A 21,789-nucleotide genomic window follows, 5' to 3' on the forward strand; every position below is an offset into this window, starting at 1 on the left:
CTGTAATCTACTTTATAGAATAGGTGATAAACATGCTGAAAAACTTATTAGAAAATGTAAGTTTGTTAGAAAATATTTATAAAATGTCTATAGCCGTTCTACTTTTATGTTCAGTTTTTTCTGTTAGATTTCTAAAAAAAAATAAAACGCGAACGAAAACTTACTACCTTTGAATTTACTATGTATGTAATTATTCGCATTGCGATATTTTTTTGGTTAACTAGCTTTATTCTTCTTGAATTTAATGAGTATCTAGTTTAACTATAAAAAAGATAGAACAAGCACTATATTTCCTCGCTTGTATCTATCTTTTTTATTTAGATGCTTATTCTTCCCTTCTATTAAATAAGCAAATCAAACAAAACAGGGTTTTTATTAAGCTCCATAAATTGAATATTATTTTCTTTAAAGCGAGTAATTAATTGCTCATAATCTTCTTTATGTTTTAACTCTACTCCGACTAATGCTGGACCATTTTCCTTATTATGTTTCTTAATATACTCAAAACGAGTAATATCATCTTCTGGCCCTAATCCTTTATCAAGAAATTCTCTTAACGCGCCTGAACGCTGTGGGAATTCAATGATGAAATAATGCTTTAACCCTTCATAAATGAGAGATCGTTCTTTCATTTCTTGCATTCTATCAATGTCATTATTTCCACCACTTAGCGTACATACAACTGTTTTACCTTTTATTTCATCACTGTATAAATCAAGTGCTGCAATAGAGAGTGCACCAGCCGGTTCAGCTACAATCGCATTTTTCTTATACAGTTCTAAAATCGTCGTACAAACTTTCCCCTCTGGTACTAAAACGATGTCATCAATTACATCTTTACAAGTTTCAAAAGTTAACTTTCCTACCTTTTTAACCGCTGCCCCATCAACAAAACTATCTATTTTCTCTAATGCGACATTATCATTTTGAAGAAAAGCCTCTTTCATAGAGGCAGCTCCCATCGGTTCTACACCAATAACCTTTGTAGTAGGACTAACACCTTTTACATATGTACCAACACCTGATGCTAATCCACCACCGCCGATTGCCGTAAAGATATAATCAACCGGTTTCTCCATATCATGCATAATTTCAACTGCCACTGTCCCTTGACCAGCAACTACATACGGATCATCAAACGGATGAACAAATGTCATTCTATTTTCTTCACAATAACACTGTGCTTCTTGGAAAGAGCTATCGAATGTATCACCAACTAATACAATCTCTGCGAAATCACCACCGAAAAATTGTACTTGTGATACTTTTTGTTTCGGTGTTGTTGTGGGCATAAATATTTTCGACGGAATCTTCAATAAATTACATGTATAAGCAACTCCTTGCGCATGATTACCAGCACTTGCACAAACAACACCGTTTTGTAACTTTTCTTTCGGTAAACTTTGAATCAAATTGTATGCACCACGAATTTTGAAAGAGCGAATTAATTGTAAATCTTCTCGTTTTACATAAACGTCACAATCATATTTCTCAGATAAAACTGTATCACGTTGTAACGGTGTTTTAATAACGATATCTTTCATGCAATTATGAGCCATTAAGATATCTTCAATTTTCACTCTCTCCTTTACCTTTTGCACCATTATATATCATCCTTATCTTTTTTAAATTGGCTCAATCAAAATGTGGGATTTTCAGAACAGCCCCTGTATTCGCCGATGTTACCATTTGTGCATAACGTCCAAGCCAGCCAGTTTTCACTTTCGGTTCTGGTCGTTTCCATTCTTTTTTACGCTTATCTAATTCCTCATCACTCACTCTTACTTCTAGCAAGCGTTCTTCAACATCAATACATACAATATCCCCTTGTTCAAGAAGTGCGATCGTTCCACCAGCTGCTGCTTCTGGTGAAATATGTCCTACTGAAATTCCACGTGAAGCTCCAGAGAAACGTCCATCCGTTAATAATGCAACCTCAGCACCTAATCCCATTCCAGCAATTGCTGATGTTGGTGCTAACATTTCTGGCATACCAGGGCCACCTCTTGGTCCTTCATAACGAATGACAACTACATCTCCTTTTTTCACTTTCCCAAGCATAATGCCAGCAAGTGCCTCATCTTGTGAATTAAAAATAACGCAAGGTCCTTCAAAACGCTTTACCTCTGTTGCACCGCTTTTAATAACCGCTCCATCTTTCGCAAGGTTGCCTTTTAATATACGCAATCCTCCTTCCTCACTATGAGGGTTTTCAAGAGAGTGAATAACTTCCTTATCTTTAATCTCTGCCTCAGCAATATTTTCTCTTAATGTTTGCCCCGTAGCAGTTATTCGATCAAGATGAAGTACTCCTTCTTTCCGGCTCATCTCTTTCAAAATTGCACTAATCCCGCCCGCACGATCAATATCTTCCATATGCCAATTGGAAGCAGGGCTTACTTTACATAAATGTGGTACACGTCTTGAAACGGCATCAATACGGTTCATATCGTAATCTAATCCAGCCTCTTGCGCGAGCGCCAATGTATGCAACACTGTATTTGTTGAACCGCCCATCGCCATATCAAGCGCAAACGCATCATCAATTGCTTCTTCCGTTACAATGTCTCTTGGTTTAATATCTCTTTCAATTAAAATTTTCAATTTCTCTGCTGCTTGTTTAATTAACTCTTCACGTCTTGGATCAATTGCTAAAATACTCCCGTTACCAGGAAGAGCTAAACCTAACACTTCACATAAACAATTCATAGAGTTCGCGGTAAACATACCCGAACAAGAGCCACAAGATGGACAGCCATGATCTTCAATATCTTTTAATTCTTCTTCTGAAATTTTCCCAGATTGATAAGCTCCTACTCCTTCAAAAACGGAACTCAGATCAACAACTTCTCCTTTAGATGTTTTTCCTGCTGCCATTGGGCCGCCTGAAACAAACACAGTCGGAATATTAATACGTAGTGCAGCCATCATCATACCTGGTGTAATTTTGTCACAGTTTGGAATACAAATCATGCCGTCAAACCAGTGTGCATTTACAACCGTTTCTACTGAATCTGCAATTATTTCACGACTCGGAAGAGAATAACGCATACCGATATGTCCCATCGCAATACCATCGTCAACTCCAATTGTATTGAATTCAAATGGTACCATACCCGCCGCACGAACTGCCTCTTTTACAAGTTTCCCAAACTCGTTCAAGTGTTTATGCCCTGGAATAATTTCAATAAAAGAATTACAAATCGCTATGAAAGGTTTATCAAAATCTTCATCTTTCAAACCAGTTGCTTTTAATAAACTACGGTGCGGCGCTTTATCAAAACCTTTTTTAATCATGTCACTTCTCATCTTGTCAAATCCCCTCTTACATATTTTTCATTTATACTCTCTCACTCTATTTCTTTACTAATTCTTTCGGTGCATGAATCCAACTCATCATTTCACGAAGCTCTGCCCCCACTTTTTCTAATTGATGATTTTGTTCTGCTTTTTTCATTGCGTTATACGTCGGACGCCCTGCTTGATTTTCTAAAATCCATTTCTTCGCAAATTCACCTTGCTGAATTTCTGTCAGAACACGCTTCATTTCCTTCTTCGTTTCATCTGTAACAATTCTCGATCCTGTTACATAATCTCCAAATTCTGCCGTATCTGAAATAGAATGGCGCATATTCGTTAATCCACCTTCGTACATTAAGTCAACAATTAGCTTTAATTCATGCAAACATTCAAAGTATGCAATTTCAGGACGATATCCACCTTCCGTTAACGTTTCGAACCCGGCCTTCACAAGTGCAGTTACCCCGCCGCAAAGTACAGCTTGCTCACCGAATAAATCCGTTTCGGTTTCTTCTTGGAATGTCGTTTCAATTACACCCGCACGTGTACAACCTACACCTTTTGCATACGCTAATGCTACATGTAGCGCTGTTCCCGTCGCATCTTGATGCACTGCGACTAATGCCGGAACACCATTTCCTTCTTGATATACACGGCGAACGAGATGACCTGGACTTTTTGGCGCAACCATTGCTACATCTACGTAACTTGGCGGATTAATTTGGCCGAAGTGAATGTTAAATCCATGTGAGAAAAGTAACATTTGTCCTTCACGGAGATTCTCTTCTACTTCTGATTTATATACATGTGCTTGCTGTTCATCTGGCAATAACATTTGTACAACTTGTGCGGTTCGAACCGCTTCTGAAACAGACATTACTTCAAATCCATCTGCTTTTGCTACTTCATACGATTTACCAGGTCTAACACCAACTACAACTTCCACACCTGAATCACGTAAATTTTGTGCCTGCGCATGCCCTTGAGATCCATAACCAATTACCGCAACTGTTTTCCCTTGTAATAACTCTACATTTGCATCTTTCTCATAATACGTTTTCATACTCCATACACCCCTTATAATTTATTTACTTGCAGTACATCAATTAATTTTTTCAACTGACTAACAAGTAATGTCGCTTCATTTTCAGTACAAACTGCTGTGAGTTTCATTTCAGAAACGCCACTCGTATCTCTTTCGTTTAAATGTAAAGAAGAAATATAATAGCCACGCCGAGCAAAAATTCCACTTATACGTAATAAGACACTTGGCTCGTTATGAATAACGAGTGAAAAAGTATGACTCATTCTTCCCACCTCTTCATAATCATTTCGTTATTCCCTTTGTTTGGCGGAACCATCGGAAATACGTTTTCACCTTCTTCTACACAAAAATCAACTACGACAGGACCTTCGTGAGCAAATGCTTCTAACACCACTTGTTTCGCCTCTGTTGAATTTGTCGCCCTTAATCCCTTCACTCCATAAGCTTCTGCCACTTTCACAAAATCTGGTGAGCCAATTTTTGACTCTGATAAACGATTTTCATAAAACATTTCTTGCCATTGCCTTACCATCCCTAAAAATCTGTTATTTATAATAAATACTTTTACAGGGATGTTATTTTCAGCAATTGTTTGTAGTTCTTGAATGTTCATTTGAAAAGAAGCATCACCTGCAATACAAACGACGAGTTCTTCTTCTTTTGCAAGCTGAGCACCAATTGCCGCTGGGAACCCAAACCCCATTGTTCCTAATCCTCCAGAGGTAAGGAACGTCCGAGGTTTTCTTGCTTTATAGAAGTGAGCAGCCCACATTTGATGCTGTCCTACTTCTGTTGTGACAATCGCTTCACCATTCGTTAATTCACTTACTAAGTTGATCACATGCTGTGGTTTTAACTCAGATTCTTTTTGCTTATAAGAAAGTGGATATTCTTCTTTCCATGCCTTTACTTTCTGAAGCCATTCATCTGTTTGTGTATAAATAGACATATGTAACAACATGTGTAACGCTTTTTTCACATCACCAACAATCGGATGCTCTACAGTTACATTTTTATGAAACTCAGAAGGATCAATATCAATATGTACTTTTTTCGAGTGCGGAGAAAAAAGTTCTAATTTTCCTGTTACACGATCATCGAAGCGAACACCTAATGCAAGTAGTAAATCACATTCTGTTACCGCCATATTAGCAGCGTATGTCCCATGCATACCAAGCATCCCTAGAAACAATGGATCTCCCGGTGGATATGCACCAAGTCCCATTAAAGTTGAAACGACTGGAATACGGTTCTCCCTTGCGAATTCGAAGAGTTCATCGGATCCACCTGAATGAATGACACCTCCTCCAATATAAAGAAGTGGACGCTTTGATTTTGAAATTGCTTTAGCCACCTCTCTAAGTTTCATGCTGTCTGGTACAAGTTCTGGTTTGTACCCCGGAATATCAACTTCTTCATTAAAGAAACTGGTGACTTTTGCATTTTGAACATCTTTTGGAATATCGATTAATACTGGTCCCGGTCGTCCGCTTTTGGCGATGTAAAAAGCTTCTTGCACAATTCGTGATACATGATTTACATCACGAACTTGGTAATTATGCTTCGTAACAGGTACTGTAATTCCGACAACATCCGCTTCTTGAAATCCATCTTTACCAATTAAAGGCGTTGCAACTTGGCCGGTAATGACAACTAAAGGAATCGAATCCATATAAGCGTCTGCTAAGCCCGTAACTAAATTTGTCGCCCCTGGGCCAGAGGTAGCAAAGACTACCCCGACCTTCCCAGAAGCTCTCGCATATCCTTCAGCCGCATGAATGGCAGCTTGTTCATGACGAGTTAAAACATGTTTCAAACCACTTTCGTATAACGCATCGTATACTGGTAAAATCGCTCCGCCTGGATAGCCGAAAACGGTCGTTACACCCAATTTCTTCAAACCTTGAATCACGTGCCCAGCGCCTGTCATTTCTTCACACTGTAACTTCTCATACGCTGTATACTGCTGCTTCATTTCAATTAACTCCTCTCCTTATTTATGCTAAGCTTTCCGTCAGCCCGGGAACACGTACTCCTCTTTCTCTCGTTAATTTTTTAAATTCTTCGGTCAATTGTTTCGTTACACTTCCTGGTTTCCCATCTCCAATTTCTCTCGAATCAACTTTTACAACTGGAATTAACTCCGCTGCTGTTCCTGTTAAAAATACTTCATCCGCTACATATACGTCATGGCGAGTGAATGGTCTTTCCTCACACGGAATACTCAGTCGTTCACATAGCTCGATAACACTATTTCTCGTAATACCTTCTAATGCCCCTAAATAGGATGGCGGGGTTAATACTTTTCCATCTTTCACAACGAAAACATTATCGCCAGAACCTTCACAAACATATCCTTGTTGATTTAACATAAGAGCCTCTAACACTCCTGCTTGTGCCGCCTCAATTTTTACAAGTACGTTATTTAAATAATTCATTGACTTAATACGTGGATCTAACGCGTCTGGCGTATTACGTCTTGATGCAACAGATACAACGCTTAGCCCATTATCATAAAATTCTTGTGGGAATAACTTTAATTGTTCTGCAATGATAATTACGCTCGGCTTCACACAACTTCTCGGATCGAGTCCTAAGTCACCTTTTCCTCTTGAGACAATTAAGCGAATATAAGCATCAGCGTATTCATTTTTTTGGAGTGTATGTAAAACTGCTTCTTCCATTTCTTCTACCGTCATTGGAATTGTTAGTAAAATAGATTTCGCTGATTCATACAATCGTTTCACATGTTCTTTTAAACAAAATACATTTCCTCCGTAACTACGAATCCCTTCAAATACACCGTCTCCGTATAAAAAACCGTGATCATACACTGAAACAACTGCCTTTTCTTTTTCTACAAATTCCCCATTCATGTAAATGTACTGGTTTCCCATCTCACATCGCTCCTCTTTTTTCTCTATTTTTGCAATCTATTTCTACATCGATTGCTGAGATGAGTAATTTTAACAGAATATTCAGTATATAAATCTTAAAAATATACTCGTCTCAACAATCGATTACTTACATACTTGTAGCAATCCATTGCTGAGACGAGGGAATCGTGGTACCACTCAGCTTCCTTATACTTCTCACGAAATATAAGCTCTGCAAGTCCAATTAGACTTTTGTTTTTCTATCGGGAACAACCCCGCTACTTTTTACTAGTTTTCAAAAGTAGTGCTCCAAGGTGATTTTCAATGAGTGAATTGTTACTACCCTCACAGCCTCGGGGCAGCTCTCTGAAACAATCTTTATCATTTACTCTCCTCTTCTACGCATTCTCTTCTTCTATTTTTAAAAATAAAAACTCTCGCCTCAGCAATCAACTACTACAATTTAGTAGCTTTGATTGCTGAGGCGAGAGTTTCGCGTTACCACTCAGCTTCCTTATACTTCTCACGAAATATAAGCTTTGTAGGTCCAATCAGACCTCCGTCCTTTTACCGGAGACGATGCCGCCGCCCTCTACTCAGTTTCCCTTTCGCAAGCGATGCTCCGAGGTGATCTTCAATGATTCGATTGTTACTACCCTCACAGCCTTGGAGTAGCTCTCTGAAACGATCATAATCATCTACTTTCCTCTTCTTTGCATATACAACATATAAAGTTAGAAAATTCTTAATTAACTTTTATTTGTTACACGTATTATAGGACGTTGTTCTTTTCGTTGTCAACATGTTTTCTCAAAAAAATCAAAATTCATTCTATTTATTTTTTCTCAAATCAAAATTGGAATGCATTACTTACATACACTCATATATTACTTAAGTATGTTTGCATTACTACATAAAGAAAAACTTATAAAGTTTATGAGGAGATGAGGAAACTATGTTAAAAGGGAAAGTAGCGTTAGTTACAGGAGCAAGCCGAGGAATTGGACGAGCGATCGCTAAACGTTTAGCAAATGACGGTGCATTGGTTGCTGTTCATTACGGTAATCGAAAAGATGACGCTGAAGAAACTGTTCATGAAATTCGATCAGATGGTGGCCAAGCTTTTTCTATCGGCGCAAATTTAGAATCCTTACACGGTGTAGAAAACCTTTATAACGCTTTAGATACTGAATTACAAAAGCGCACTGGTGAAACACAATTTGATATTTTAATAAACAATGCTGGCATTGGTCCTGGTGCTTTTATTGAAGAAACGACTGAACAATTTTTTGATAGAATGTTTTCAGTAAATGCAAAAGCACCATTCTTTATCATTCAACAAGCACTGCCACGTTTACGTGACAATAGCCGAATTATTAATATTTCATCCGCTGCCACCCGCATTTCTTTACCTGATTTTGTTGCATATAGTATGACGAAAGGCGCTATTAATACAATGACTTTTACGCTAGCAAAACAGCTTGGAGCACGAGGAATAACGGTGAATGCAATACTTCCAGGATTTATTAAAACAGATATGAATGCAGAACTCTTGAGCGACCCGATGATGAAGCAGTACGCTACTACTATTTCCGCTTTCAATCGCTTAGGTGAAGTAGAAGACATTGCCGATACTGCTGCATTCCTTGCTTCTCCAGACAGCCGCTGGGTAACTGGACAATTAATTGATGTGAGCGGAGGATCTTGTTTATAAAAAACATATATTTTCAAATCTTTTTTATTGCGCAATAAAACAATTTATATAATACTATATAAAACATATACATTTAGGAGGATTACAGCAATGTCCGAAAAAACATACGAACTCGCAACCTTCGCAGGCGGTTGCTTTTGGTGCATGGTAAAACCATTTGATGAACTTCCTGGTATTCATAAAGTACTTTCTGGCTATGCAGGAGGTCATGTAGAAAACCCAACATATGAACAAGTAAAAGCTGGAACATCTGGACATTTAGAAGTTGTTCAAATTACATTCGATCCTTCTATTTTTCCTTATCAGAAATTACTAGACTTATATTGGCCACAAATCGATCCAACTGATGATGGCGGACAATTTTTTGACCGTGGTCCATCTTATCGTACCGCTATTTTTTATCATAACGAAACACAAAAAGGGCTTGCTGAAAAATCAAAACAAGCTCTTACAGAAAGCGGTATGTTTAAAGATCCAATCGTGACTGAAATTCGTCCTGCTGCACCTTTTTACGCAGCAGAGGAATACCACCAACATTTCTATAAAAAGAATCCAGAGAAATATGCTACTGAGCAAAAGGAATCTGGTCGTGAAGACTTTATTAAAGAAAATTGGCAAAAAAAATAATAAAAACGCATCGTGCTTTTTTAATACGATGCGTTTTTATTTTTGATAAAAGTACCATACAATGATGAGAACAACCGCTGTTAATGCCCAAAGCGCTACTTCATTTTTCACTCTACTCTTTTTCTTAGTCATTTCATCTCCTCCTAATAACAATACAACGTATTCAAGATTTCCTCTGTTTCATTGTCCACCTTATATACATAAATACATCCTTACCAATCCTTATAACAAGACCACCAATAATTCCGATTGCAATTGAAATTACTAACATCTGTCCAAAACTAAAAGAATTTGTGTACGTTATGTAGAGAACGATACATATAAGTAAAACATCCGGTAAAGAAAGCAAAAACTTTTTAAGCATTTCTTTATCTCCTCTATACTTTATTTATATCTTCTACTGTAATTTTGAAATATAGTTTGTTCAAAAATTCCATTTAGACCCTCATTTTATGAAAAATAATAAGAATCCCTTTTCAAAAGAGATTCTTATTCAGTAGATTTAAGTTTAATTATTTTCTACATATCCTATTCCATAATTACTCCTAAAATAGAATAATATTACTAATCATTTATTGTAAATTGACTATTTGCCAGGCAACCGAATGTCGCGCCAGCTACCTACATCGCATTGGCCAAATTCATTATTACCTACCGCGACTACCGTGCCATCCGATTTAAGGCCAACAGTATGACAACGCCCCGCCGCTATCATATCTTTGGGCCATCGCTTCACTTTTTCTTTCGATAAAAGGTAATCCATGTTTTACCTCCTTGCATATAAGCAACTGTATCATAATAGATATTTTTATCAAATTTCATTATAAATCTACATTTACAAAGAAAGTTTATTTTACTTCTTTAAAAAATAAAAACCTCCAGTTTAAATACTAGAGGTTTTCTCGTTATTTCTTCAAGCGGTCAATAAAATCGTTCAATTTATCTAGCGATTTCATATTCTGATTGCAAGCTACACCATCTTTGCAAATGTAGTTTCCCTTTTTAACGAAAGTTCCTGGTACATCGCCTTTAATTTCAACTAAAAACATTCCTACTTCTTCATGCCCATGACATAATGAACAAATGCTTTTTTTATTTAAACTTTGGAACGTTCCTTGCAGACCAACAAATTTATTTTTATCATTTTTCGCTATAATAAATTTCCTGCTTGATCCCTTATCAATCCAGCTTAAATAAGATATTTCTTTCATATCCATTTCTTCCATATCAGGAAGTTTTAACTTTTTCGCCTTAGGAAATAACTTTTTTAATGTTTGTGCTGTAACTTCTTGAAACGGAATTACATACGGATTTATTTTCATTAAAAATGATTCTGCATCTTCTCTATTTTGAACTGTTAATACCGTATCAATTAACTCTTTCTGTTCATCCGTTAAATTCTCAAATACATGTATTATCTTTTCAATCGCAAGCGATTTTAACGCTTGAATTACACCTCTATCATTTGCCGTTGCATGCCCGTTTGCTAAAATATAAGCTTGTGATTTTATAAAATTATATTGATCACTTCTAATAAACGCTTCCATCTTTATCACTCCATACAAATTGTTGATCTAGTTTTATTGTATACAATGATTACGTTTTTTGATATGTAAAAGATAACTTAGAAACAAACATTACATATATCACTTATTCTCTACCGCTGCATTTCCTGACAAAAGAAGCCATCATCTGTTTTCCATTCCGCATATAATACGTCTTCAAATTTAGTAATTCCTTTTTGCTTTATTTGTTTATAAAGCCACCCTTCATCAAATCCCGCTTCCCTCAAATTATCCTTAACTACTTTTCCATCACTAATTAATGAAATTGGTAAGTATACAGGCTTATGTTTTAAACTTAAATCATTTACAGTAGGAGATTCGTATTTACTTTTTTTCAAAACGCTTATGTTTCCGTTAGGTTCCAATATCATATATTCAACTTCTCGGATTGAAAATATATCTTTTTGTTGCCTAAGCATTTGTTGTAATTGGTTTATATCCAAATGATTTACGCTTAATTGTTCACGATCAATCTTTCCATTACGAATAATAATTGAAGGATATCCTTCAAAAAACCTTCTTGTCCCTCTTACTTTTTGTGTTATCACTTCAATAGTATAAATTAAAATTACCCAAACAAATACTGAATATAAAATAGACCATACTTTAATTTTAGGATCATATATTGAATTTCCAACGAGCTCACCTAGGACGATTGCAGAAATAAAATCAAAGGGCGTTAGCTGAGATATTTGTGTTTTCCCTAATATTTTTGTAGCAATTAATAGAACAAAAAAACCAATTAAAAGCTCTATCGTTATTTGTCCAATATGATTCATATATGTTCACCTTTCTACTCTTCAAATGTTCTGTATAGCATTTAATAAAAAAACGGCACATTTTTTCTATTATCATGCCCGTTCACACTTCATATATCCAATACATATAAAACAAAAAGAGTCTGATTCAAAGTAATATATGAATCAGACTCTTTTCCTCTTATTTAGAATACACAATCTTTTTAATCGTTTCCCCAGAAAGAAAATATTCTTCTGCAAGTTGATGAATAGCAATCCCACTTTTAAACGCTTCTTTAATTGCTTTATTTCTTTCATCTAATTGTTTTCTTCCGCCAGATCGTGTACCCCATTTATAATGTTTCGTTTCTTGTTTCGGAATGTAAATTGTTTCACCTTGTATATACTTTTGAATTTCAGTAATTAAACTCTCCGGTAAAACAGCATTAGCTTTTACGTATTTCATTTCTGCTCGCCCCTTATTTTTTATGGTTCATTTCAATAAGGTGCAAAGCCAAATATAAAAAATGATACGAGCTCATATAGGCGATTGTATATTACTTGTCTACCTCACGCAAAGTATCGCCATTTCCATACTTGGCTTTGCATGAGACGTTGCAGTGTCTGGCAATTGAATTATAATCGCCATATAAACACCTCCTAATATACCTTTTGTATTTTATTATATGATAAATTCCTTCTCCTTGCATCCACGCCCTTCTTAAAGCACGAAATTACTTAGTTTGATATAATACTTTTTAATTGAATCAAAAATCATTGTGAGGTTACATTATGAAGAAAAAAATTATCATTACGATCGTTACACTATTTTTTATTATCACGGCATTATTCGGAACATACAAATTGATGAACGCAAGAAGCTTTCAATTATTTGGAAATTTAACACAATGTGTAGAAACAAATGAAAAAGTGATCGCTTTAACTTTTGATGATGGCCCTACTAACAATGTAAAACAAATATTACCGCTACTAGATAAATACAACGCTAAAGCTACTTTCTTTTTAATTGGAAATGAATTAGAGAAAAATTTATCGTTAGGAGAAGCTATCGCGCAATCTGGGCACCAACTTGGAAACCATACATATTCTCATAATAGAATGGTTTTCAAAACACCTTCTTTTATTAAAGGTGAAATAGAAAAAACGAATTCATTAATCCGCCAAACAGGATTTACAGGCGAAATTGATTTTAGGCCCCCTAACGGTAAGAAGTTAATAGGGCTGCCATATTATTTAAATAAAAACAATATCGAAACAATCACATGGGATCTTGAGCCCGATACTTTTTATAAATCTGCGGCTGATAAAATTAAATACGTTAATAAAAATGTAAAACCAGGTTCTATCATTTTACTGCACTCTATGTATGATGAGTCTAATGAAAATTTACAAACGATTGAAGGTATTTTAGATTCTTTATCTAAGAAGGGATATCAGTTCGTAACGGTAAACGAACTGCAAAAAAGAGCAAAATAAAAAGGTAGCGTATCTTTGTATGATACGCTACCTTTCTATTTATATAATGCCAAGTACATTTAAGAATACGATAATAATCGCAATTGGTGCGATAAAGCGAAGTAAGAATAACCATAACACAAATACTTTGTATCCTTTATTTTTACTTACACCTAGCTCTTTCATTAATACATCTTTCTTCATTTTTAAAGGAACAAAGATAGAAACTAATAATACACCAAGTGGCATTAATACGTTACTTACTGCATAGTCCGCTAAATCAAAGACTGTCTTCCCGAAAATCTTCAGATCACTTAATATACCGAATGATAATGCTGATGGTACCCCAACAACGAAGATTAATAACCCTACGATTAAGGCCATTTTTTCACGTTTCCCTTTACCTTTTGATGTTAACGATGCAACACTAATTTCTAACATCGAAATTGCTGATGTAATAGTAGCAAAGAAGAATAGTAATAAGAAAACGATGAAGAATAATTTTCCGAATGCCATTTTACTGAAAATAGCTGGCAGTACGATAAATAATAGCCCAGGTCCTTGAGATGGTTCCATTCCAAATGCGAACACTACTGGGAAAATTGCAAGTCCTGCAAGTAATGTAATAACAAGAGTTAAGGCTACGATAGAAAATGCTGAACGTGGTAAGCTTTCTTCTTTCGGTAAGTATGAGCTATACGTTACCATAACGGCTACCCCGACAGATAATGAGAAGAACGATTGCCCCATTGCGTATAATATAACTTCTGATGTTACATGTGAGAAGTCAGGTTGTAAGAAGAAACGAACTCCTTCTCCAGCACCATCTAACGTAAGTGCACGAACGATTAAAACAAAGAATAAAACGAATAATGCTGGCATGAAATATTTATTTACTTTTTCAACACCATTTTGTACACCTTTACTTACGATGAAAATAGTAATTAGGATGAATAATAGCTGTGACCCAACTGCTAAATATGGATTGGAAATGATTTCACCAAACGTAGCTTCGTATGCCCCATTTCCTTCCCATAGTCTACCTGTAATTGCATTCCATAAGTATAATAAAATCCAGCCTCCTACAACACTGTAGAAAGAAAGTAGTATGAAACAAGTTACAATTCCTAATTTCCCTAACCATGGCCATAATGTTTTTGGTGCGATTTCTCTATATGCATCAACGGCCTCTTTTTGTGTACTTCTTCCGATAACGAATTCAGCTAATAATAGTGGTAAACCAATTAATAATGTGAAACCGATGAAAATTAGGAAGAACGCGCCTCCTCCTCCAATGCCGGCCATATATGGGAATTTCCAAATCGCCCCAAGACCAATTGCCGAACCTGCTGCAGCTAATACGAAACCTAATTTCGATGTCCATTGCTGTGAATTCATTTGTTAATCTCCTCTCTATCTCTTTTTCTTTGTTACAATTCGGTATTTATATTGTTCTATCAATACTCTTTTCTAATACGTTCACTTCCTCCCTAATAATAAAAAAACGCCCCTACGTAAATACGTAGGGACGACAAAAATATCGCGGTACCACCCTAGTTGTGAAGAACACTAAGAAACCACCTAAATAAAAACGCCCCTACGCAAAAACGTAGGGACGATAAAATATCGCGGTACCACCCTAGTTATGAAGCCACACCAAAGTTAGGACCTAAATAAAAAACGTCCCTACGTAAATACGTAGGGACGATAAATATCGCGGTACCACCCTAGTTGTGAAAAAATCTTCACCACTTTATTTGATAACGGTATAAACTACCGTCTTTCATTTCCTCAAAATATGAGATTTATGAAAGATGCTCCAGGACGAACTTCATGAATAATCTATATACTGATTCACACCAACCATCAGCTCTCTGAAATAGGGAGATATTCACTACTATACCCTTTCATTGCCCAAATATTATTTTCCGAATTGATTACTATCATTTTTATCACACATTAAAAATAGTGTCAACTTATATTTCGAATTTTTATGTATTACAATCTATTTAAAAATTCGAAATATAAGTTTTAGTTTAGAAAACAAGTAGCTTAGTACATAACGAATTCTAACAGGCAATAGAAAAAGAATTACGTATTATTGATACTTATTCAATAATACAAATCATCTAGAAACATAACCTGTCTCTCTGTATTCATTTTTTAAGAGTTTGATGGATACCAAGAAAATTTCGCATCACTATCCAGTGGTCTATTTTTTGTTTCTTCTTTAATTACACGAAACCATTCATTTAGAATTTGAGTTTTGGGCAATTGAGCAGCAAGGCTATCTTCCCAAATTATATGTGAGAACCAGGCTTTCGTTTCCCATTCAAACTGCAATTGTGCGAACGAAATTATAGGGTGATCAGCTCCACGAAATTGCTCATTTACTGCATTTGAAACTTCTGGAGCTTGCGGTAACAACTCGTTCTGAATTCTATTTCTTATCGTCTCATTTTCTAGCTGATCCCAGAAATACAATTGCCCATTTATTTGATAAAAAATATCAAATGAAGCCTCACCTTTCTTCAAATTCAATAACACGAAGGCACGTTCCACATCATTGTCAGCCGCTTTTACAGCATTAACAATTATATTTTGTGCCATTGATACCCAGTAACTAGTCGCTTCCTCTACCGGTGATTCAACATACAATTCTTCACTTAATTCATGAAGAGTAGCTTCTTGCTCATTTACTTTTTCAACTTTTTTAAAAAACCTATTAAAAAAACCCATAACTTCCCCCTTATTACTATTTTCTATTTCACAAAATAAAAAATAGATTTTTCTTGCTCATCCACATTTACTCCTGGCGCGTATGTATGAACTTGTTGCAACACTTCTTCTATTAGCAACTCTAACTCCTGCACACTTTTTTCTGGATTCCCTATTAATGTGTCCGCCATACGTTCATATAATTTTTCAGGTTTAATAGTCATTCGTTCCACATTATTAGGCATCCATTTAAACGCTGGATGATGTACGTACATTTTATTCAAACCAAATAAAACACCGAATACGTTCCTTTGTACTTCGCAAATAACGTCATAAAGCATAAGCCAATCTTTCCGTTTTAAAAGCGCCTTTCGATTGTGCCAACGATTACTTAACCATAGATTTTCTGAAATCATCAGTTTTGCTAGTTCATCTGGATATGCCGCTACTTTTTCTTTTAATTCATTCACTTTCCCTTCTCCATACAAACTAACACCATCATGAATGGATGATACAATACATTGTTTTTCATAATTTATATCATATTGATCCACCACATCCGAAATTACTTTCTCTACTGTCTCTGTTAAAAAGTTACTAATCTCTAATTTAATTCCCTCTTTCGTTAAATACGTTTCCGACCATTCTTCTTCCTCATACGGATGATACGATAATATTTTCCCATCAATATGATAAATAGGGGCCCTACGATCCTCATCTTCCGGCGGTGTTGACCATAAAATATGTAATTCTATATCTGAATGTTCATCTTCAAGCTTTCTAGCTACTGAACCCGCTAAAATAATAGCTTCTACTTTCGGATTTTGCCTATAAATCTCTGACATCTCTATCGCTCTCTCTTTTAATCCCATTTCATTTCCCCCTAAAATTGCAGTAATCCCCTATATTTCATTTATCTATTTCGATATTACAGCTTGCATTACCTTTTCAAATTCCTACTTAATCATATTTCTATCCAATAGCGCTGAATAACTTCACCAGTACGAGAAGAAACTACTTCATTTTCTAACACACCTCCAACCTTTTGAATCGTTTTAGCAGAACCGATATTGGATTTATCGCAAGTTATTAATACTTTCTGCAATCCTAATTTTTGCGCTTCAGCTAATGCAAGTTGTAGTTGTTTCGTAGCGTAACCGTGGCGACGTTTATTCGGATGGACACTATATCCAATATGACCGCTTTCCCGTAATAATTCTGGATTTAATCTATGTCTAATATTCACAAAACCTATAAGTTCCCCTTTTTCAAAACTTAAAAACTGACTAGATGGCACTCGATTAGCTAGTAAATTTTCTCCTAGTTCTTGTTTACTCACTTTTTCAAACCATTCATCAAGAGAATCAAAGTTTTGTAAAGAACTACTTCCATGTGGTTGTTCCCCTGAGTGTAAAAACGCTTGTCTATACGCCGTAATACGCTCACTATATTCATGGATTGGTTTTAATAGTTTCATTGTTCTTCTCCCCCTCTTCATTCCATAAAACAAACACCTTAATAGCAGCTATTCACTATTAAGGTGTTTCTATCCTTTTTATTCAAATACCCCCATGCTCAAATAACGTTCACCTGTATCAGGCGCAATACATAAAACTTTTTTACCAACGCCTAGACGTTTCGCTATCATGATTGCAGCGTAAACAGATGCTCCAGAAGATGGCCCAACTAATAATCCTTCTTGTCTAGCTAAGTTTCTCATTGTCGTTAAAGCCTCTTCGTCTGCAATTTGAATAATTTCGTTATACACTTCTGTATTTAAGTTTTTCGGAATAAATCCTGGGCTTGTTCCTACTAGTTTATGAGGACCTGGTACACCACCGGATAAAACGGGAGATCCTTTCGGTTCCACTACTGCAATATATAAGTTTGGCAATTTCTCTTTTAACGTTTCACCAGTCCCTGTAATCGTTCCGCCTGTTCCTGCCGTTGCAACAAAAGCATCAAGCTCTCCCTCCATTTGTTCGTAAATTTCAAGTGCAGTCGTATAACGGTGAATATTCGGATTAGCTGGATTTTCAAATTGTTGCGGGATAAAACTATTCGGTATTTGTTTTTGCAGTTCTAACGCCTTCGCAATTGCTCCTGGCATTCTTTGTTCTGCTGGTGTTAAAACTACTTCTGCTCCGTATGCTTTCAATAAATTAATACGCTCTTTTGACATATTGTCTGGCATAATTAAAATCGCTTTATACCCTTTAGCTGCTGCATTCATCGCTAAACCAATCCCTGTATTCCCGCTTGTCGGTTCAATAATTGTATCTCCTGGTTTGATGAGACCATTTTCTTCTGCAACGTGAAGTAAATTATAAGCAGCACGGTCTTTCACACTGCGCGATGGATTAAACATTTCTAGTTTCACATACACATCTGCTGCGTCTTCCGGAATAAATTTAGATAATCGGACGACAGGTGTATCTCCTATTAATTCCGTAACGTTTTCACACAATTTCATAGCGCATCCCCTATTCTATCGTTTTCTTATCACTTGGCAGTAACCATGAAGTGAGTCCAATTAATGGTAGACAACTACATAATAGCATAATAAATTGCAGGCTATATATATCTGCTAATTTCCCAAGAACTACTGCACCTAATGCTCCAAGTCCAAACGCAAGACCTACGATTAATCCTGACACCATTCCCACTTTTCCAGGTACAAGCTCTTGTGCATATACAACAATTACACTAAAACTACTTGAACTAATAAAACCAATACATAAAAATAACGGTACGACCCACACAAGTGAGACATGTGGTAATAACAGTGCAAGTGGCGCTGAACCTAACATTGAAAATACGATGATATTTTTCTTACCAAATCGATCTGCTAACGGTCCTCCGAAGAAAGTTCCTAACACACCAGCAATCATAAATGCGAATACGAAATACTGGGCATTTTTTATAGATAAACCGTAATGCTCTATTAAGTAAAATTGATAGAAATTCCCGATACCAGCACCGTACCAAGAGCGTACAAAAGTAAGAAAAACAAGAAGTATAATAACGAATTTAATGTGTGTGCTTACAATTGCATTTTCCGCCTCAAGTGCAGCCCTCTTCTTCCTTCTTACAGCACCGGTTGCTAATTCATTTTTGTACCAATTCGATACGAAAATTAATAATACAATTCCTACTGCTGCAAATGCTGTAAAACCTAATGAACCAATTTGACCGAGTGGAACGAAAATTAGCGCTGTAAAAATAGGAGCTAAAGAATTCCCCGTGTTTCCCCCAACTTGATAAATTGCTTGCGCTAACCCTCGTTTTGCACCTGCCGCCATATACGCAACACGAGCGCCTTCTGGATGAAAGACCGCGGAACCTAAACCAATAAATAAAACAGAAATAATAACAATAATAAAGTTTGGTGCAAACGCGAGTCCAATCATTCCAAGCATACTTGAAAACATGCCGAGTGGTAATAAAAATGGTGACGGCTTCTTATCTGAATACATACCAAACACCGGTTGCATAATCGATGACGTCATATTTAATGCAAACGCAATCCACCCTACTTGCATATAGGATAAATTCATCGTTTTTTCCAAAATAGGAAACAACGCCGGCACAACTGCTTGCATCGAATCATTTAAAAAATGCCCAAAGCTAATCGCAAATAAAATTCGATATATTGTCGGTGTTTCTACAGTTTTTTTGTGTGAAACTGCCTGCATGTGTGAATCTCCCCTTTCTTTACAAAATATATATTTATTACAGTAGGTGTAATAAATTCTGACTTTTGAAACATTTCTATTCTATACTGCTTTCATTTCTTTTTCCAGAAATATAACTTAACTCCCGTCATTGGCTTGCATCCTTGTAACTTTCAGCGGTAAAACAGTACAAAAAAAAAGACAACCCAATCACATACTGGGTTGCCTCTTACATTAAATTGCAAAATGCTTATACTTCTCGTAATCACTCGTCTTACATTCTATTTCTAATTTGGTACCCTCGTTTTCGTAACTCGTAGATAAAACGTGTGCATGATTATTGAAATACGAAACTACCTGTCCTTGATCATATGGAATTAACATTTCACACTTCGTATATTCTTTATAGATGTGTGAGCGAATCATTTCTACAAGTTCTTCAATTCCAACATGTTTCTTCGCTGATAAATACACGCGGTCTTCTTGTACTTTCGGAATTTCAACATCCACCATATCTGATTTATTATAAGCATAGATCGTTGGAATATTTTCTACTCCAATTTTCTTTAACGTTTCATTTGTAATATCAATTAATTGTTCATAATTTGGATTTGCGTAATCTACGACGTGAATAAGTAGGTCTGCTTCCGCTACTTCTTCTAACGTTGAACGGAACGCCTTCACAAGATGATGTGGTAATTTACTTACAAATCCAACTGTATCTGTTAATAAAAATGATTTATTATCTGGCAAATCAATATTTCGTACAGATGTTTCTAACGTCGCAAATAACATATCTTTTTCAAATACTTGTTTTTCTTCTGTACCATTATAAATTTCAAGCATTGCATTCATCGTCGTTGACTTTCCTGCATTCGTATAACCTACTAATGCTACAACAGGTATTTCATTTTTCTTACGTTGCTTTCGCTGCGTTTGACGCTGGGCAACGAGCGCTTCTAAATCTTTATTCAAAACTGAAATTTGTTCTTCAATTTTACGACGGTCTAACTCTAACTTCTTCTCACCGACACCTTTATTTTTCGTACCAACGCCGCCACTCTGTCTCCCTAACGATTCACGAAGACCGATTAAACGAGGCATCATGTACTGAAGGTGTGCTACTTCTACTTGTAGCTGTGCTTCTTTCGTTTTCGCACGTTGCGCAAAAATATCTAAAATTAAAATGGTACGATCAATTACCTTACAATCTAAATCCTCTTCTAAATTTCGAATTTGTGAAGGAGATAATTCATCATTAAAGATGACCATATTCGCATCTATTTCTTGTACATACGCTGCTACTTCTTCAATCTTTCCTTTTCCGATATAATGCGATGGATTTACTCGTTGTAAATTTTGCGTTACTTGCCCAATTACCTCTACATCACAGGCTTCCGCAAGATTTGTTAACTCTTCCATCGAATATGCAAAATCATCTTCATTACCTACATTTACTCCAACTAAAACTGCTCTTTGTAATACTTCTTCCATATATTTATTCCTCCATTTCGATTACGTAAAATAAAAAACACAGGTCGCTGCCTGTGTTTTCGTAAACGGATAAGGGTTCACCAAAGAAATAGAAGAAAGCTATGCTTTCATCCTATTTTATAGTCAAAAAGTCCCAAGATCGTATACGTATACACAATAAGCGTTCACCTATACAATCCCATTCTATTTATAAAGGCAAAACAAAAAGAGGGCGTATTCGTCCCTCCCTCTTTTTCACATATAAGCTTAATAAAGGGTTCCTTTAAAATAGGCAGACCAATCCCGTTCACTCTGTACACAGACAGAGCCTTTGAGCGCTATTCAATTATTGGCACAAAGTATTGAGACGTAATCTGATTAAGATCAAAGGAAGCCCCTCCGTTCATTTTAAGTTACATAAAGTGTAGCATAAGTAATTCGCTTTCACAAGGTTTAACAACCTATATCACACTAAAGAAAATCGTTATTTTTTTACTTTAATCGTCATTTTTTGCGAGTTTTTCTCACAATAAAAATAACAAAAGCAATTATCAATTTTAGAAACTTCTCGTATATTATTTTTA

The 21,789-nt window shown here is 35.9% G+C and carries 20 protein-coding genes, 2 pseudogenes and 3 other annotated features; of the genes and pseudogenes, 4 read left to right on the forward strand and 18 right to left on the reverse strand.

Translation table 11 applies throughout. The annotated features are described in order from the left end of the window. Positions 1–32: 32 nt before the first annotated feature. A pseudogene (locus AU379_RS29220) lies at positions 33–261 on the forward strand (hypothetical protein). An 80-nt stretch (positions 262–341) separates the two neighbouring features. Here AU379_RS29220 and ilvA read toward each other — a convergent pair. Genes ilvA through ilvE form a run of 6 tightly spaced genes read right to left on the reverse strand, consistent with a single transcriptional unit; the run spans position 342 to position 7,242 of the window. Next, a complete protein-coding gene (gene ilvA, locus AU379_RS14780; protein WP_000250325.1) occupies positions 342–1,604 on the reverse strand; it encodes a threonine ammonia-lyase IlvA in 1,263 nt (420 codons plus the stop codon). Positions 1,605–1,635: 31 nt separating this feature from the next. Continuing rightward, complete coding sequence (gene ilvD / locus AU379_RS14785) at positions 1,636–3,309, reverse strand: dihydroxy-acid dehydratase (protein WP_001255817.1); 1,674 nt, start codon at positions 3,307–3,309, stop codon at positions 1,636–1,638. A gap of 46 nt (positions 3,310–3,355) precedes the next feature. Then, a complete protein-coding gene (gene ilvC, locus AU379_RS14790; RefSeq protein WP_000861136.1) occupies positions 3,356–4,363 on the reverse strand; it encodes a ketol-acid reductoisomerase in 1,008 nt (335 codons plus the stop codon). 14 nt (positions 4,364–4,377) lie between these two features. Then, positions 4,378–4,608 (reverse strand): ACT domain-containing protein, encoded by a 231-nt coding sequence (locus tag AU379_RS14795; protein WP_000019916.1) that lies wholly within the window; start codon positions 4,606–4,608, stop codon positions 4,378–4,380. Then, complete coding sequence (ilvB, locus tag AU379_RS14800) at positions 4,605–6,320, reverse strand: acetolactate synthase large subunit (RefSeq protein WP_000813474.1); 1,716 nt, start codon at positions 6,318–6,320, stop codon at positions 4,605–4,607. The genes AU379_RS14795 and ilvB overlap by 4 nt, the downstream gene beginning before the upstream one ends. A 22-nt stretch (positions 6,321–6,342) precedes the next feature. Beyond that, positions 6,343–7,242 carry a branched-chain-amino-acid transaminase gene (gene ilvE / locus AU379_RS14805; protein ID WP_000528156.1) on the reverse strand — a complete coding sequence of 300 codons (900 nt, stop codon included), beginning with the start codon at positions 7,240–7,242 and terminating at the stop codon, positions 6,343–6,345. A gap of 149 nt (positions 7,243–7,391) precedes the next feature. After that, positions 7,392–7,631 (reverse strand) — a binding site (T-box leader). A 67-nt stretch (positions 7,632–7,698) separates the two neighbouring features. Next, positions 7,699–7,944: a binding site (T-box leader), on the reverse strand. A gap of 232 nt (positions 7,945–8,176) precedes the next feature. On the opposite strand from ilvE, the gene AU379_RS14810 reads away from it, so the two are divergent. Both AU379_RS14810 and msrA read left to right on the forward strand, forming a co-directional pair. Then, a complete protein-coding gene (locus AU379_RS14810; protein ID WP_000911808.1) occupies positions 8,177–8,935 on the forward strand; it encodes an SDR family oxidoreductase in 759 nt (252 codons plus the stop codon). A gap of 90 nt (positions 8,936–9,025) precedes the next feature. Beyond that, positions 9,026–9,562, forward strand: a complete 537-nt coding sequence (gene msrA, locus AU379_RS14815; protein WP_001291887.1) for a peptide-methionine (S)-S-oxide reductase MsrA — start codon at positions 9,026–9,028, stop codon at positions 9,560–9,562. Positions 9,563–9,725: 163 nt separating this feature from the next. On the opposite strand, the gene AU379_RS14820 is transcribed toward msrA, so the two are convergent. The 5 genes and pseudogenes from AU379_RS14820 to AU379_RS14840 all read right to left on the reverse strand — a co-directional run bounded on the left by AU379_RS14820 (position 9,726) and on the right by AU379_RS14840 (position 12,330). Further along, complete coding sequence (locus AU379_RS14820) at positions 9,726–9,926, reverse strand: hypothetical protein (protein ID WP_000913386.1); 201 nt, start codon at positions 9,924–9,926, stop codon at positions 9,726–9,728. Between the two features lie 240 nt (positions 9,927–10,166). Further along, positions 10,167–10,325: pseudogene (locus AU379_RS14825) on the reverse strand (RCC1 domain-containing protein); the annotation flags it as partial. Between the two features lie 142 nt (positions 10,326–10,467). Next, positions 10,468–11,109, reverse strand: coding sequence for an elongation factor G-binding protein (locus AU379_RS14830; RefSeq protein ID WP_000387073.1), 642 nt, complete (start codon positions 11,107–11,109; stop codon positions 10,468–10,470). 110 nt (positions 11,110–11,219) lie between these two features. Then, entirely contained in the window at positions 11,220–11,906 is a 687-nt protein-coding gene (locus AU379_RS14835; protein WP_001015535.1) for a DUF421 domain-containing protein, read from the reverse strand. A gap of 160 nt (positions 11,907–12,066) precedes the next feature. Next, positions 12,067–12,330 (reverse strand): CD3324 family protein, encoded by a 264-nt coding sequence (locus AU379_RS14840; protein WP_000878325.1) that lies wholly within the window; start codon positions 12,328–12,330, stop codon positions 12,067–12,069. A 326-nt stretch (positions 12,331–12,656) separates the two neighbouring features. Here AU379_RS14840 and AU379_RS14845 point away from each other — a divergent pair, with 326 nt between their 5' ends. Next, the gene (locus AU379_RS14845; RefSeq protein ID WP_000726864.1) at positions 12,657–13,361 is read left to right on the forward strand and encodes a polysaccharide deacetylase family protein; all 705 of its coding nucleotides are present in this window, start codon (positions 12,657–12,659) and stop codon (positions 13,359–13,361) included. A gap of 39 nt (positions 13,362–13,400) precedes the next feature. Here the strand turns inward: AU379_RS14845 and AU379_RS14850 are convergent, their stop codons facing one another. The 7 genes from AU379_RS14850 to hflX form a co-directional block, all read right to left on the reverse strand. Further along, positions 13,401–14,738 carry a sodium-dependent transporter gene (locus tag AU379_RS14850; RefSeq protein WP_001088188.1) on the reverse strand — a complete coding sequence of 446 codons (1,338 nt, stop codon included), beginning with the start codon at positions 14,736–14,738 and terminating at the stop codon, positions 13,401–13,403. 299 nt (positions 14,739–15,037) lie between these two features. Next, positions 15,038–15,260: a binding site (T-box leader), on the reverse strand. A 243-nt stretch (positions 15,261–15,503) separates the two neighbouring features. After that, positions 15,504–16,079: a hypothetical protein gene (locus AU379_RS14855; protein WP_000505545.1), complete on the reverse strand. Its 576-nt coding sequence runs from the start codon at positions 16,077–16,079 to the stop codon at positions 15,504–15,506. Positions 16,080–16,102: 23 nt separating this feature from the next. Further along, on the reverse strand, positions 16,103–16,930 hold the full coding sequence (locus AU379_RS14860; RefSeq protein WP_000523213.1) for a DUF4037 domain-containing protein: 828 nt from the start codon (positions 16,928–16,930) through the stop codon (positions 16,103–16,105). Positions 16,931–17,022: 92 nt separating this feature from the next. Next, positions 17,023–17,535 carry a GNAT family N-acetyltransferase gene (locus tag AU379_RS14865; protein ID WP_000771279.1) on the reverse strand — a complete coding sequence of 171 codons (513 nt, stop codon included), beginning with the start codon at positions 17,533–17,535 and terminating at the stop codon, positions 17,023–17,025. Between the two features lie 78 nt (positions 17,536–17,613). Continuing rightward, positions 17,614–18,531, reverse strand: coding sequence for a cysteine synthase A (cysK, locus tag AU379_RS14870; protein WP_061139446.1), 918 nt, complete (start codon positions 18,529–18,531; stop codon positions 17,614–17,616). Between the two features lie 10 nt (positions 18,532–18,541). Next, positions 18,542–19,753, reverse strand: coding sequence for an MFS transporter (locus AU379_RS14875; protein WP_001149399.1), 1,212 nt, complete (start codon positions 19,751–19,753; stop codon positions 18,542–18,544). A 213-nt stretch (positions 19,754–19,966) separates the two neighbouring features. After that, positions 19,967–21,226 carry a GTPase HflX gene (gene hflX / locus AU379_RS14880; protein ID WP_000393281.1) on the reverse strand — a complete coding sequence of 420 codons (1,260 nt, stop codon included), beginning with the start codon at positions 21,224–21,226 and terminating at the stop codon, positions 19,967–19,969. Positions 21,227–21,789: the final 563 nt, after the last annotated feature.

This window comes from Bacillus sp. JH7, from assembly GCF_001563515.1.
GTDB classification, from domain to species: domain Bacteria; phylum Bacillota; class Bacilli; order Bacillales; family Bacillaceae_G; genus Bacillus_A; species Bacillus_A cereus.